This is a genomic window from Limnoraphis robusta BA-68 BA1 (assembly GCF_034932365.1).
Taxonomy (GTDB): Bacteria; Cyanobacteriota; Cyanobacteriia; order Cyanobacteriales; family Microcoleaceae; genus Capilliphycus; species Capilliphycus robustus.
Genome location: NZ_JAYGHR010000022.1, coordinates 1 through 14,539, shown reverse-complemented (window position 1 = coordinate 14,539; position 14,539 = coordinate 1). Strand labels below are relative to the sequence as shown.

Here is a 14,539-nt window from a genome sequence, read left to right as displayed (position 1 = left end):
CATCAATCTACTTTTGAAATCTTTCTATGAAACAAGTTTTAATTGTTCAAACCTTAGTCAAACAATATCGAGTTTCTTTCTTTGAGAAACTGTATCAAGCTCTTGACTCAGAAGGAATTCAATTGAGAGTCGCTTATGGAGATCCGAGTCAAGCCGAACTACAAAAATCAGATAATGTTGAATTAAATTCAGAAGTCGGACTCAAAGTTAAGAATTATTGGTTGTTTAAAGGTAAAATATTGTATCAACCTTTATGGAAAGAAATTCAACGATCAGATTTAATCATTGTTGAGCAAGCAAGCCGCCATGTCATTAATTATGTTTTGTTAGTTTTATCCGCTTTGAAACTCAAAAAAGTTGCTTTTTGGGGTCACGGTTGGGATCGACAAGCTGAACAGGAAAACTTTCAAGAATGGGTTAAACGAAAGGTGATTAATCGGGTTGATTGGTGGTTTGCTTACACAGAAGGAACTGCTCAATATTTGAGAGAACATAACGTCAGAAAAGATACCATCACAATTGTACAGAACTCGATAGATACTCAACAACTCCAAGACGATCTACTCAGTATTACAGCCAATGAAATTGCCCAAGCAAAAGCCAAGTATCAGATCGAAGAACCGGATAAAATTGGATTATTTTGCGGGGGTTTATATCCCAATAAACATTGGAGATTTTTAATTGATTCAGGAAAACTAATTCACGAAAAAATTCCAAATTTTAAGCTGTTTATCCTCGGAAATGGCCCGGATCGTCAACAGCTTGAACAGATAGTCAGTGAATATCCTTGGATGTATTATGTAGGTTCTCAGTTTGAGCGACAAAAAGCACTCTACTTTTCTTTGGCTGATGTCTTTTTAATTCCGGGTTTAGTGGGTTTAGCTATTCTAGATGCTTTTGTAGCGGGACTCCCTGTAATTACAACAGATCTCCCAATTCACAGTCCAGAAATTGAGTATTTAAGTTCAGGTATTAATGGTGTAATGACAGAACATAGTATAGAAGAATATGCTCAAGCTGTGATCAAAGTTATGAACGATAATTATTTTTATTTAGAATTAAAAACAGGTGCTTTAATAACAGCAAAACAATATACAATAGAACAAATGGTTGATAATTTTAAGACGGGAATCTTGAAAGGCTTGAGTCCTAATGCTTAATCAGTAATTGAATTTGATGATAAAAACATTTTTAGAGGACAACAGATGCACATCCTTATTTCTGCATTAAGTCGGTTTACTCAACCCACAGGTTTATGTCGAGGCGCTGCAAATTTAGCAAAATGTTTAGCTGCTTCCGAACAAGTTGAACAAATTACCTTCGTTTTGGGAAGTTGGCAAAGACAATATTTTGAAGAAGATTTTCAGCTCAATTCTGATAAAATAAAAGTCCTACAAATTGAGATCAAAAATACTTCCTTGAAGCGGAACCTCTGGTTTATGTTTGAACTGCCAAAACTCGTCAATAAACTCAAGCCCAATATTGCTCACTTTTCCTTTCCGATTCCTTTTTTAAACTTTTTATTTTCTGTGCCTGTTGTTTCAACTATTCACGATTTTTATCCCTATGAAAAACCCGAAAACTTTGGCTTTCCAAATTATCTGTTTAATCAGCTTTTTACCTACCTGGCTGTGATCAATAGTGATGGAATTGTCTGTGTTTCTCAAGAGACTCTAAACCGACTGCAATACTATTTTCCCAAAGTCTATGCTCAAGGCAAAAATCGTGTAGTTTATAACTATGTTGACTTTGAAAATACTCAACCCAAACTTCCAATTAAACTCAATTTAGAGAACCGTCCTTTTATTCTCAGTGTAGCTCAACATCGTAAAAATAAAAATTTACATTTATTGATTCAAGCCTATGCTAAACTAATAGAAGAAAAACGAGATATCGCTCCCTCAACTCAACTCATTTTAGTGGGAAGTACAGGCCCAGAAACAGGGAATTTAATCGAACTTATTCATACAAAATCCCTGGGTGATCGAGTGCTTCTAACCTCATCCATTGATGATGAACAGTTGTGCTGGCTTTATCAAAATTGTCAGCTAGTAGTTTGTCCTTCTTCAACAGAAGGGTTTTGTTTACCCCTAGCAGAAGCCCTCTATTTTTCGAGTCGAGTAGTTTGTTCAGATATCCCGATATTTCGAGAAGTGGGGGCTTCTGACTGCTTTTATTTCGACTTAGATGATGATCCCGTTCACAATCTGTCTCAAGCAATTATTAACGCCTTAAAACAGCCTCGCCCCCAACTCTCTCCTGATGAGTTTCGCTTCTCAAAAACGACTGCAATGACACAATATTTAGAGTTTTACTCAAGTTTATTTTGAGGAGATTAAGATGAACGTAACTAAAGACTTTATCAACAAGACTCTGGATGTTTTCCCCAAATCTATTCAACGTTCTTTCAAATATTTATATGATGAGTTTATCAGGTAGGAGCGGTAAATTGGCAATTCATTAATTTCCCCAACAATCCGCTCCAATCCTCTTAAAAAAATCAACGACAACCCAAAGAATATCGAGTTTCAACCCCGGTTTTTGGATTAACACCACTGGCTCTTTTACACAGTTGTCGAAGCTGTTCTCGATCTAAAAGAGCCTCGCTAAAATCTGCACCTGTGATGTTTGTATTTTTAAAAGTCGAACCCAAAAATAGAGCTTCTGTAAAGATAGAATTACTCAAATCCGCATCACTAAAATCAACCTGATCCAACATTCCGTAGGTCAAATCTGCACCCCGCATATTAACTTTTTGCATAATCGCTTTGCTAAAAATTGACCCAACTAACTGAGAATTGTCAAAGGTAGCAGACTCTAAATTTGAGTTAGCAAACTCCGCCGCCGGAAGCATTTGATTAGAAAAATCCCGTCCTTGTAAGAGGCTATGATTAAAAAATAAACCCGATGGGTTCTCCTCAGCCCATGCCGTTAAAGGCCAACAGAACAACACCAGTGTTGCAATAACAGCGATGAATCCTCGAATCATCCGAAAATCTCCTATTAAAATGGACTCTCTCATTCCAGCATAGCGATTCTCGGATACAGATGCCGAAAAAATCGGTGAATTTGCTAAAATTACAAGGTACTGATAGAGTTGAGCTTTCCTATGCTGAATTTCTTTCTAACGTGGGTACTTTCGGCGATTGCGCTTTGGATTACCGCTTATCTGGTACCGGGCTTAACCATTGCGAGTTGGCAAGCCGCAGCCATTGGTGTTGTGGTTATGGGGTTAGTAAATGCGATTGTCAAACCGATTTTAATTCTGTTTACACTGCCTTTAACGCTGCTGACTTTAGGGTTATTTCTACTGGTGATTAACGCCATTTCCCTTTCATTAGTCGGATATTTTACACCAGGATTTGACGTTGCAGGATTTTTCCCTGCGTTGTTCGGTTCGATTGTTTTATCCCTAGTTTCTGGTTTAATTGATCGAGTTTTTTCTCGCACCACTCAAGACCTGTAAACCGTTTTTGATTGATTAGAAGACAACACAATTTCCTCACACTCCACTTGACTCCTCTGAACGTTTAGGAGGTTAACATTGTTCAAACCCTAAATATCCTCTCGGGGTAATCATCCAATTTTCCAGAAACGCTGTACTTTGATTGCCAATTAAAACCGTAGTCAACATATCAACAGAAACTTCCGTTAATTGCCCTAAAGTCGTTAACGTAATCTGTTCATCTTCTCGATAAGCAGAACGCACAATTGCTACGGGAGTTTGAGGCGAACGAAACTGTAAAAAAATCGCCTGAGCTTGGTATAATTGTTCGGTACGACTGCGCGATCGCGGATTATATAAAGCACAGACAAAATCAGCCATTGCAGCCGCTTTTAAGCGCTTTTCAATCACCTCCCAAGGTGTCAACAAATCACTCAAACTAATCGCGCAAAAATCGTGCATCAAGGGCGCACCCACCCGAGAAGCAGCCGCTTGCAACGCACTAATCCCCGGAAACACTTGTACTGCGGGCGTTTGCCCTTGCCAACCTTGGGCGCGAAGTTCTTCAAACACTAACCCCGCCATCCCGTAAATCCCACAATCTCCCGAAGACACCACCGCCACCGTTAACCCCCATTCAGCCAAGAAAATCCCTCGTTCTGCCCGAAGACGTTCTTGGGTAATGGGATAGGATTCAACAATTTGCCCCGGACGCAACAACGGCGCAATTAACTCCAAATACAGCGAATACCCAATCACCACATCCGCCTGAGTCACTGCGGTTTGGGCGGCGGGAGTCATTTGATTGAGTTGACCGGGGCCAATACCAATCAGCAATAATTGTCCCTTGCGTCCGGTATATTCTCGTTGGCTTTGGGCAATGGCCACCGTTACCGCCTGACCGATTCTTGGCTGTTCCGAGGGTTGAGGATGACGATAAATTTGTTTAGTTACCAGTAACGTTTCAACTCCTGCTGCTTTTAACGCCGCAGCTTCGGCAACACTGGGGGTTCCCACCTCTTGACGAACAATATCAGAAGGCGTCGGCACCGTCACCTGACGCAACACTTCGGCGTCAAACGTGCGTAACGGCCAGTCGCGCTCTTGACAAAGTTCCACTAATCCGGTTTCATCGGCTTTGAGATCAATCGTGGCAATTCCGGCAATCGCTTCAGAAGCGAGTTGATGAGTCTCTAAGACTTCTAAAATTGCCCTTTCAATCACCATTTTGGGGGTATGGCGTTCACAACCCACACCCACCCACAGGACTCGCGGATGCCATTGGACTTGGGGTAAATCGGTGGAAAGTGGTCGCGCTTTGGGGCTAATCCAGATTTTGGCTTGAGGAGTTGAGGTTGAGGTAAAATCAAAGGGGTGATCGGCGGGGAGATGCTGTTGCCAAAGCGTAGAACCTGCTTCTTGCTGAACTTGTAGCGTTTTTTGTTGGGCTAACGCCGCACTCACACCTGTCCAGTCTCCGGCTCCTCGTTTCCAGCCAAACGGCACCCCCAAAACATCAATTCCGGGGAGTTTCAAAGCGTTTGCGGCACCGGTTAATATAGGAGTTGCGCCCAGTTGACGGGCCACGAGTTGGGCGAGTTGATCCGCGCCGCCAATATGACCACTACAGACACTAATCACAAACTGGCCGCTTTCGTCAACCACAATCACCGCCGGATCGCTGGATTTATGCTGTAATAGGGGGGAAATCAGGCGGACAACGGCCCCTAAAGCCAGACAGAAGATAATAGCGCGATGACTTGACCAGAGTTGCGGTAGGAGTTGGCGCAGAGAGTCGGGATAGGTTTGGCTGCCGGGGATGCCGCCCAAGGATTGAGGCAGGTACAGCGTCACATCGGAAGTCTGACACAACGGTTGTAGTCGTTGGGCTGCGTTGGGGGTTGTAGCGATCGCAGCAATGGGCTGAAATGCAATCAGTTGTGATGGACTCATCGAATTTTGGAATTGATGCGCGATTCAGTTATTATATTAATCTTAATTATAAGTTGTAATTTGGGATTTTTGATTGCAGATTTGGGTCAGATCTAATAGGCCATCGGGGGTCGGACTTTATGTCTGAGAAAGCAAACTTATTTCTAAATTTGAAGACTTTCAAGGATTTTTACTCGGAAGAAGTCGAACTCATCTGTGAATATTTTTCAATTCATAAGTTTTTTGACCTACAAGAGATTATGCCCAAAACTGGACGTGATACTTCTTTTGGAGTGATTCTCAGTGGAGAAATTAGTATTATCGAGGATCATCGGGACAACTCGACGCGCACAACCGGGGACTTCTTAGGGGAAATGGCACTCTTGGAGTCAATCTCTCGTCAAGCCGATTTTATTGCGGCCAGTGATGGTACGATTGCGATTATGACCTTTGATGATATTGAAAACCTCAAACATAAACGTCCTCACTTAGCGGTTAAATTAATTCATCGTGTTACCCAGGCCGCCGTTGAGGGAATTCGCAGAAGTGGAATCAGGGCGAATCGTAAATATATGATTCTCATGGCAGATGAAACGAAAATCTCCGAGTTGGTAAACTGGGTAGAGAAGGAAATTGATATTTTGTCGAATGTACCGATTTTAGCGCCGGAATGGGTTGCTCAAATTTTAAAGCAGAAAGTCAATCTGAGCGTTAAACAAGTGATTCGTCCCAATCTTTTAGTCGGAGGGTCAGATACAATTGGTGTACAAATTATCTTAGGAAATATCAAGGCAGTGATTTGTTTGAGAGAACCTTTAATTCGCCGGCCAAATCTAGCTTCCTTAGAGGCTATTTTTAGACTTTGTGATACTTATCAGGTTATTTGTGCAACCAATATCCAAACTGCACGAGCAATTTTACCCACATTTACTTAAACTCTAATCAATCAAGGATAAAATGATGAAAAAGCGAATTTTAATTTTAGGAGGACGAGGGAGAGTCGGCCAGAGTGTGGCTCAAGATATCATTAATTTTACCCCAGAGGTTGAGATTACGATTACGGGCAGAAAGACCTTACAAACCAAGCCCTTTATTGATTCAAGGATGGAGTTTTTAGAATTAGATTTGGCGGATAAAAACAAGTTAATCTCAGCCATTTCATCCGTTGATTTGGTGATTCATTGTGCGGGGCCGTTTCATTATCGGGATGCAGGTGTTTTAGAATTGTGCATCGAAGCTGGCGTGAATTATATTGATGTCAGTGACAATCGTAGCTTTACTTTAAAGGCTTTAAACCATAAAGAAGCGGCTCAAAAAAACGGAATAACCGCTATTATTAATACAGGGATTTTTCCCGGCATTTCAAACAGTTTAGTCCGTCTCGGGGTGGAACAACTAGATCAAGTTGAAACGATTCATTTGAGTTATGTTGTTGGGGGTTCGGGCGGGGCAGGAATTACCGTTATGCGAACCACTTTTCTCGGGTTACAGCGTCCCTTTGAAGTCTGGAAAAATAGCCAATGGCAACAGGTTAAACCCTATAGCGATCGCGAAGTCATTAAATTTCCCGCACCCTATGGTAAACTCAGTGTCTATTGGTTTGATATGCCGGAATGTTTCACCCTCGCTCAATCTTTTGATGTGAAAACAGTTGTGACTAAATTCGGCACTTTTCCTGACTTTTATAATCATTTAACCAAAATGGTAGCTGATCAATGGCCGCCCAGTTGGTTACAAAATACGGCAGTGATTGAGTTTCTTTCTCAAGTCAGTTATGCGATGACAACTGTTACCGATTATTTTAGTGGAATTGGGGTAGCTGTCCGCTCATCAGCGCAAGGTTATAAAGACCAAAAACCCGTTGAATTTTGTTCAACGTTTACCCATGAAAATACAGCCGTCGCCGCCGGAATTGGAACCGGAAGTGTTGCTCAATTAATCCTCACCAATCAACTTCAGAAACCCGGAGTTTGGCCGATTGAACAAGCGTTACCAACAGATTTATTTCAAAAAACACTCCATCAACGTCATGTTACAATTCAATCGGCTTATTTAAGCTAAATTGAATTAACCCAAGTCTAAATCCTCAGACTGAGAAGAGAGAGGAAAAGCTTGATAAATCACACAATCTCGTCCCTGTTGTTTGGCTTTATAGAGTGCTTCATCTGCCGCTACTATCAAATCAGAGGGCGAATAATTCGGATGAGGAACCACAGTAGAAACCCCTGAACTCACGGTAATACAATCGGCAATTTTAGATTGAGAATGGGGAATATTTAGGGATTTTATTTCCTGTCGAATGGCTTCAGCAACCTTAACCGCCCCTTCAGCTTGAGTATGGGGAAGAATGATCACAAATTCTTCTCCGCCATAGCGAGCGACTAAATCTCCGGGACGTTTAACTTGTTGACGAATGGCATCAGCAACCGTTCGTAAACAATCATCACCCGCCGGATGACCATATTGATCATTATAGTTTTTAAAATAGTCTACATCACACAAAATTAAAGATAAAAATTGCTGTTCTCGCATCATTCTCAGCCATTCATGGATTAAATATTCATCAAATTGACGACGATTTGATAATTGAGTCAAACTATCTGTAACCGCTAAACGCTGTAACTCTTGATTGGCTTGTTGCAGTTCTCCGGCTAATCGCTGTAACGCCTCGTTCATTTGTTGAAGTTTGAAGGTTTGTTCTTGGAGTTTCTTCTCCTTCATATAACTATTAACTGCTTCACTAATCGTTAATCTTAAATCCTCAGATTCCCAGGGTTTCGCAATATATCGATAGAGTTTTGCATATTTTATCGCATTACCGAGAGCAGGTAAATCCGCTTGTCCAGTTAGCAAGATTTTCAAGGTTTTAGGGGATCTTTCATGGATGACTCCCAGCAGTTCATCTCCCTTCATTCCCGGCATTAAATAGTCGGATAAAACCACTGCAATTTCGGAATTTTCTTCTTCAAGTTCATCTAAAAGTTCTAAAGCCTCTTCTCCGCCTTCGGCAATTTCAATCAAACATTGATTTCCTAATGCTTTTCTCAGTTCAACTTTTAAGCTTTCTAAAATAGTTGCTTCATCATCGACACAAATCACCACTGGTCTACTCATAATCCTGATAATGCTGATAATTCTTTAACCCTGATTCAATCGTGGCAATCAGTTCTTCACTGTTCCAAGGCTTAGATAAGCATCGATACAAATTCGCTTGCTCTATTGCCTGTTGAATTGCCTCCATATCTGCTTGTCCAGTCAGCATGATTTTTAAAACATTGGGGAATTTTTGATGAACTTTAATTAAAAATTCATCCCCTTTCATTCCCGGCATTAACCAATCCGAAACAATCACGACAACATTAGTATTGTCTTCCGAAAGTTCCTCTAAAATCTCCCAAGCTTCATCAGAACTTTCAGCCATTTCATAGCCATAAGTATCTCGGAAAGCGTTTTTGAGTTGAATTTTTAAACTATCTAAAACGACAGGTTCATCATCCACACACAAAATAACAGGTTTAGGCATAATGGCTGACCTCAGTTGAGTATTCTGATTAACTCGGAATGGGCAAACACACAGTAAAGGTTGTTTCACCGGGAACAGATTTGACTTCTATTGTACCTTTATGTTTTTCAATAATTTTTTTGACAATATCTAACCCCAGTCCACTGCCTTGACCTGCGGGTTTTGTGGTGAAAAAAGGCTCAAAAATTTTGGATTGAATTTCAGGAGAAATTCCCCCACCATTATCCGTAATCTGAATGAGTAGCCTGTCGCTTTGATTAATCACATTAATGGTCAACGTTCCTTGATAATTCATGGCTTGTAAAGCGTTGTGAATCAGATTTGTCCAGACTTGATTTAACTCGTCAGGATAACATAAAATTGCAGGCAAGGAATCTGGATAATCTCTGATCACGTCTATGCCTTGTTTGATATAATTTTGATAGAGCGTTAATATGGTTTCTATGCCCTCGATAATATTCGCTTCTATCGGATTGCCTAAATGATCATATCGGGCATAAGTTTTTAAGGCAAATACAACCTTTGCGGCTCTATCTGTCGCTGTTTTTATCGTGTTAGCACTTCTTTGAATACTGGAAATTTTATAGGCTAAATTTAACACTTTTTCCCCATCTTGAGCTTGTATCAGTGATGCAATAAAGGCCGAATCCTCCAAAATACCCAGATCAACGAGTGTATCAGCTACAGTCTCGGCATTGCTAATATTGTAAGCTTCGAGTTTACGAGTCAAAGTCCGTCGGGCTTGACGTTTTTCTTTGTTAGAATAAGAAACCGTTTGTTCTAAGGACTGCTGACACAGCGTAAACAAATCTTTTTGTCGTTCAGGACTCAAAGTTTGTAAAACTTTTGGCAGATTTCCTAAACTATCATTAAAGAATGCTGTAATATTTTCGATAGAAGAACGAATCGCACCAAGAGGGGTATTAATTTCATGGGCAATTCCCGCCACTAACTGTCCCAAAGCTGCCATTTTTTCAGACTGAACCAGTTGATTTTGAGTGGTTTTGAGTTGTTCGACGGCGATTTCTAACTCTTGATTTTTTTCAAGCAAATTCTTTTGGAGATAATGAATTTTCAAATGCGTTTCGACTCGGGCTAACACCTCTTGAACTTGAAAAGGCTTAGTAATATAATCAACACCTCCCGCTTCAAAGGCTCTGACTTTATCAGAAACGTCATCTATCGCACTAATAAAAATCACCGGAACATCTTGACTGTGCTTGTTTGCTTTTAAGCGTTGACACACTTCATAACCATTCATATCCGGCATCATTACATCCAGTAAAATCAGATCAGGTAGTAATAATTCAATACCCGATAATGCTAACTCTCCATTGGGAATTAATCTAACTTTATACCCTTCATTTCTGAGAATATTACCCAACAATCGCAAATTATCCGGCGTATCATCAACAACAACAATATTTCCTTTATGTGTTTTTTCGGTTAATGAAGTCATGTTAAATTTCCTAATTTTATTCTTCCCTAACTAAGAGTTAAAAAAGGGATTTTATACAAAGGTTTAAAATGAAAATTAGAGACTCTCTAGTGATCTGCTTTCTCCAACTTTTGGGGTAGAATTCCATCCTCAGTGATCTGATGATATACAATCTGTTTGCAATTTGACAGACTGCACCTCACCGTTCTCTAATTCTACTATAGCTAAATCTTCAAAAAAGGCAAAAAAATCCAGAAATCAAGATTCTGGAGACTGTCGTTCTTTCCCATTTGAATTATTACATTAGTTACATAGAGGTTTCAAGTTCCTGAATGCGATTAACTGCATCTCGATAGGAAGCTTCTCGTCCGAGTTGGCGATACAGTTGGGCGGCTTGTTTAAAATCTGCGATCGCCAAATCCAACTTTTTTAGCTCTAAATAAGCCAACCCCCGATTATAATAAGCATCAGCATAACCAGGATTTAAACGAATCGCTTCGGTATAATCAGGAATCGGATTTGAACCGCGAACGGTTCCCACTTCTGAGGTAAAATTAGCCGCTAATACAGTTCGAGCCAAACCCAAATTAAAATAAGCTTCGGGGAGATTCGGATCATGTTTCAAGGCTTGATTAAAATCCTCAATCGCCTCCCAAGCATAGCCCTGATCTAAAAACGTTAAACCTCGAAAAAAGAAGGTTTTCGCATCAGTAGGATTATCCAGCGATAAAGTCGAATCAGTTGCCGTTGTTGGCGTGTCATCGATCTGAATATCCTCAAGTTTTAATTGAGTTTCTGATAACTGTCGAATAAATAAATTAATCGGAATTGCCGCATTAAATCCCGTTTTAATCGGTGCCACATCACCGGAACTGGTTTGAGCAAATCCAAACTCCCCTTGTCCGTGTAAACCCACCACACGCCCCGCCGCATCAAACACGGGGCCGCCACTCATGCCGCTCCAAGTAACAGCTTGATAGCGCAAATTGTATCCTTCTGGGCGACTTTTAGGGCGACTGGTGACTAATCCTGGTGAGAGTTCAGGTTCTCGTTCCGCCCCCGTTAATCCTCCCGTCGCCGGATATCCATAAACATAAATTTGAGCGCCAATTACAGCCTGTTCAGAATCCCCTAACATCGCCACTGTGTAATCAGAATTACTCTCAAACTCAACAATTGCTAAATCTGGTTCTGTGTTATCAGTTTGTAGGCGAATCACCTGTTTAACTAAATGATTTTCGCCGTCATGGGTGCGAATACTGTAATCGGTACTCGCATCTTCAACCACATGATTCACCGTCAAAACCGTGTATTTCTGACCAGCTTTGGCGATAATTACACCCGATCCATCGCCCAATGTACTATTAATTTGTACGGTAATTAATGCAGCAATTTCCGCGACTTCTTGAGCCGATTTTGCGACAACAATCTGCTGCTGGCTAATCACTGCCGCAACCGTTATTGTGCCTAACAAAATCTGTGTGAAATCACTTTGTTGAAATCGATTAAAACTCATAGTTTCACCCCCAAGGGAGAATATCAATTTTTTGGTCTTAAGAATTACCCTGAATAGTTCTCTGTCCCAATTCCCAGGCAACAATCGCCTCAGTTAACCCTTCTAAAGTATATTCTTTTGCTTCAATATCCAAGCGGCCTAACAAACGGTAACAAGTTTCCGAGGTTTGCGGCCCAATAGAAGCAATACAAACTCCCTCTAATAGATTCTGCCCAATTGATGCAATTAAATCACAAAAATTCTGCACGGTTTTAGAACTCGCAAAAGTAATCACATCAATTTTATGCTGTTGCAAAGCCTCTAATACATCAGGAGCGATCGCATCAGGACATCTAGACTCATAAGCCGGAACTTCCACCACCTCCGCACCTTGTTGGGTTAACTCCTGTACTAACACATCTCGCCCCCCAGTTTCTACTCTAGGAAACAAAATTCGTTTTCCCGCTAGGGACTCAGGAAAATGAGAAACTAAAGAATCAGCCACAAAATCCGGGGGGATAAAATCCGGTTTGAGTCCGTATTGTTTTAAACTGTCAGCCGTTTTTTTCCCCACAACTGCGATTTGAGTTTGAGCGAGGGCGCGAGTATCTTTTCGGTGAGTTTTCAATCGTTCAAAAAAGAAATTTACCCCATTTGCAGACGTGAGAATTAACCAATTAAAATAACCTGGAGAAGTTGCATCAAAATGAGCGATCGCTTCATCTAAAGCCGCCCAACTCGAAGGCGGGCCAATCACTAAAGCAGGCATTTCGATCACCGTTGCCCCTTCTGCGGTTAACAGTTGGGAAAATTTACTCGATTGTCCTTCCGCACGAGTGACTAAAATGGTTTTTGCAGAAAGAGGTTTTTGAGAATTGGGCATAGAATAGACAGGAGATTGTAGGAAATTTCGTAATCGTACCACTTCTCCGACAACAATAACGCAAGGGGAAAGAGAATAGTTAGCTGTCTTTTCAATCATATCGCTTAAAGTTCCCACCCAAACCTGTTGTTGAGGACGTCCTCCTTCGCGGATAATGGCAATTGGGGTTTGAGGCGATCGCCCATTTTGTTGTAATTGCTGGATAATTTCTGTTAAATTCCGACTTCCCATTAAAATCACTAAAGTCTCAATTTTTGCAACCGTTTTCCAGTCTATTACTTCAGGTTCGTGAGCGGTTAATACAGCAAAACAACGACTTATCATTACATCGGTTAGGGGAATTCCAGCCAGTAAAGGCGCCGCCAAAGCTGAAGAAATACCGGGAACTACTTCAAAGTCACAATCGGCGGCAATTAAGGCTTGAATTTCGCCGGTTGTCCGTCCGAAAATAAACGGATCACCGCCTTTGAGTCGCAAAACTTGTTTTCCTTGCTGACAATATTTGACTAAAAGCTGATTAATTTCAGCCTGGGGAGTGCTGGGTTTTCCGCCTCGTTTACCGACATCAAGTTTTAGGCAATTTGTTGGAATCAGTTGCAAGATCGAATCATCAACCAAAGCATCATAAACGATGACTTCAGCTTGGGTTAAAAGTTGATGCGATCGCACAGTTAGATAAGCGACATCTCCTAATCCCGCACCCACCAAATAAACTTTTCCGGGTTTTGAGGTTTTCATTTCAATTTTGACGTTTATATTCATTTTTAACCGTGTTTTTTGAAATTAACATCCAATTGTTAAATTGTCACAATGACCTTTATATTTATTCATTTTTTGTGCAATCTTGCGCTCCCTACATTTTTTATAGGTTAGCATCCAATTGTACCATTGTCACAACTATGAAACTTAGAGAACTGTCACATGATTGTCTGGAAACTGAAATCAGCTCGACATAATTTAAACATCTGAATTGATTAGCATTCAACTATGAGAAACTCAGTTAATTTTGCAGGTTTCGGTGTGGGACTTTTTCTATTGGTTCTTTTCTGTTTTGGAATTTTACAATGGTTAAACATTCCGACAGGTAATTTTTTAGACTGGGTAATTGGCGGCGCGACATTTTGGTGGTTATTATTAATTGTGACTGTTCCCTGGAATATTCATTTTGATGCAAAGGAAGTTCTCGCTGAAGCTGAAGATTCTGTCAAAAAAGAGATCAAAATTGATGAAAAACAACTCAAATATGTTAAGCTCGTTGCTCGTCGTTCACTGTGGGTTGCGATTGGATTACATATCATTTCTACAGTCGGACTTTATGCCTTAGCTTTAGCCGGAATTAGTGTGGTTGGTTATATTGGTTCGGGTGCGGCATTGTTATTAACAGTTTTGCGTCCGGCTATTCGTGCTTATCAATATTTAGCAGCCCGTTTAGCAATGGTTCGGCGAGAGTTTTCTTATCCGCGAGAAGATGTTTTAGAACTTCGCGATCGCTTTTCAACCCTTGAGTATAAAGTAAAAGAATTAGAAGCTTTACTTGATGCGAATAATCCCAATTCATTCATCTCTCAACAGGTTAAACGTTGGGAAGTTCAAGAAAGAGATTTAGAGAAACTTTCGGCAGATTTAAAACAGTTAAAATCCAGCAACCAAGCCGAACATCAAAAGTTAGCTAGAGATGCTGAAAATGCTATTTCTCAACTGACAACCGACAGCGAAGTTCTCAGCCATGTCCGCGAAATTGTCCGATTTTTTAAAGAGGCTTAATATTATTTGATATCACCCCCTAACTCCCTCTCCAATCCCCCCTTGATCCCCCCTTAATC

At 40.7% G+C, this 14,539-nt stretch carries 13 protein-coding genes; 6 read left to right on the top strand and 7 right to left on the bottom strand.

Annotated elements, in window-relative coordinates; all coding sequences use genetic code 11:
• Positions 1-26: 26 nt before the first annotated feature.
• Positions 27-1,160 (top strand): glycosyltransferase family 4 protein, encoded by a 1,134-nt coding sequence (locus tag VB836_RS10445; RefSeq protein WP_323219298.1) that lies wholly within the window; start codon positions 27-29, stop codon positions 1,158-1,160.
• Between the two features lie 45 nt (positions 1,161-1,205).
• Positions 1,206-2,330, top strand: coding sequence for a glycosyltransferase family 4 protein (locus tag VB836_RS10440; RefSeq protein WP_323219297.1), 1,125 nt, complete (start codon positions 1,206-1,208; stop codon positions 2,328-2,330).
• Between the two features lie 170 nt (positions 2,331-2,500).
• Here the strand turns inward: VB836_RS10440 and VB836_RS10435 are convergent, their stop codons facing one another.
• The gene (locus tag VB836_RS10435) at positions 2,501-2,989 is read right to left on the bottom strand and encodes a pentapeptide repeat-containing protein (RefSeq protein WP_323219296.1); all 489 of its coding nucleotides are present in this window, start codon (positions 2,987-2,989) and stop codon (positions 2,501-2,503) included.
• Between the two features lie 120 nt (positions 2,990-3,109).
• On the opposite strand from VB836_RS10435, the gene VB836_RS10430 reads away from it, so the two are divergent.
• Positions 3,110-3,466, top strand: a complete 357-nt coding sequence (locus VB836_RS10430) for a phage holin family protein (RefSeq protein WP_323219295.1) — start codon at positions 3,110-3,112, stop codon at positions 3,464-3,466.
• Between the two features lie 72 nt (positions 3,467-3,538).
• Here VB836_RS10430 and cobJ read toward each other — a convergent pair whose 3' ends face one another.
• Complete coding sequence (cobJ, locus tag VB836_RS10425) at positions 3,539-5,398, bottom strand: precorrin-3B C(17)-methyltransferase (protein ID WP_323219294.1); 1,860 nt, start codon at positions 5,396-5,398, stop codon at positions 3,539-3,541.
• A 119-nt stretch (positions 5,399-5,517) separates the two neighbouring features.
• Between cobJ and VB836_RS10420 the strand changes: the two genes are divergently transcribed.
• Together VB836_RS10420 and VB836_RS10415 are read left to right on the top strand one after the other, a co-directional pair.
• Positions 5,518-6,312 (top strand): cyclic nucleotide-binding domain-containing protein, encoded by a 795-nt coding sequence (locus VB836_RS10420; RefSeq protein ID WP_046276619.1) that lies wholly within the window; start codon positions 5,518-5,520, stop codon positions 6,310-6,312.
• A 25-nt stretch (positions 6,313-6,337) separates the two neighbouring features.
• The gene (locus tag VB836_RS10415; protein ID WP_323219324.1) at positions 6,338-7,438 is read left to right on the top strand and encodes a saccharopine dehydrogenase family protein; all 1,101 of its coding nucleotides are present in this window, start codon (positions 6,338-6,340) and stop codon (positions 7,436-7,438) included.
• A gap of 6 nt (positions 7,439-7,444) precedes the next feature.
• On the opposite strand, the gene VB836_RS10410 is transcribed toward VB836_RS10415, so the two are convergent.
• The 5 genes from VB836_RS10410 to cobA all read right to left on the bottom strand — a co-directional run bounded on the left by VB836_RS10410 (position 7,445) and on the right by cobA (position 13,478).
• The gene (locus tag VB836_RS10410; RefSeq protein WP_323219293.1) at positions 7,445-8,491 is read right to left on the bottom strand and encodes a diguanylate cyclase domain-containing protein; all 1,047 of its coding nucleotides are present in this window, start codon (positions 8,489-8,491) and stop codon (positions 7,445-7,447) included.
• Complete coding sequence (locus VB836_RS10405) at positions 8,484-8,900, bottom strand: response regulator (RefSeq protein WP_323219292.1); 417 nt, start codon at positions 8,898-8,900, stop codon at positions 8,484-8,486. Before VB836_RS10405 ends, VB836_RS10410 begins: the two co-directional genes overlap by 8 nt.
• A gap of 28 nt (positions 8,901-8,928) precedes the next feature.
• Complete coding sequence (locus VB836_RS10400; protein ID WP_323219291.1) at positions 8,929-10,359, bottom strand: response regulator; 1,431 nt, start codon at positions 10,357-10,359, stop codon at positions 8,929-8,931.
• A gap of 286 nt (positions 10,360-10,645) precedes the next feature.
• Positions 10,646-11,854 (bottom strand): trypsin-like peptidase domain-containing protein, encoded by a 1,209-nt coding sequence (locus VB836_RS10395; RefSeq protein ID WP_323219290.1) that lies wholly within the window; start codon positions 11,852-11,854, stop codon positions 10,646-10,648.
• A gap of 37 nt (positions 11,855-11,891) precedes the next feature.
• Complete coding sequence (cobA, locus tag VB836_RS10390; RefSeq protein ID WP_456085756.1) at positions 11,892-13,478, bottom strand: uroporphyrinogen-III C-methyltransferase; 1,587 nt, start codon at positions 13,476-13,478, stop codon at positions 11,892-11,894.
• A 225-nt stretch (positions 13,479-13,703) separates the two neighbouring features.
• Here cobA and VB836_RS10385 point away from each other — a divergent pair, with 225 nt between their 5' ends.
• The gene (locus tag VB836_RS10385) at positions 13,704-14,480 is read left to right on the top strand and encodes a hypothetical protein (protein ID WP_323219289.1); all 777 of its coding nucleotides are present in this window, start codon (positions 13,704-13,706) and stop codon (positions 14,478-14,480) included.
• The last annotated feature ends 59 nt before the right edge of the window (positions 14,481-14,539 follow it).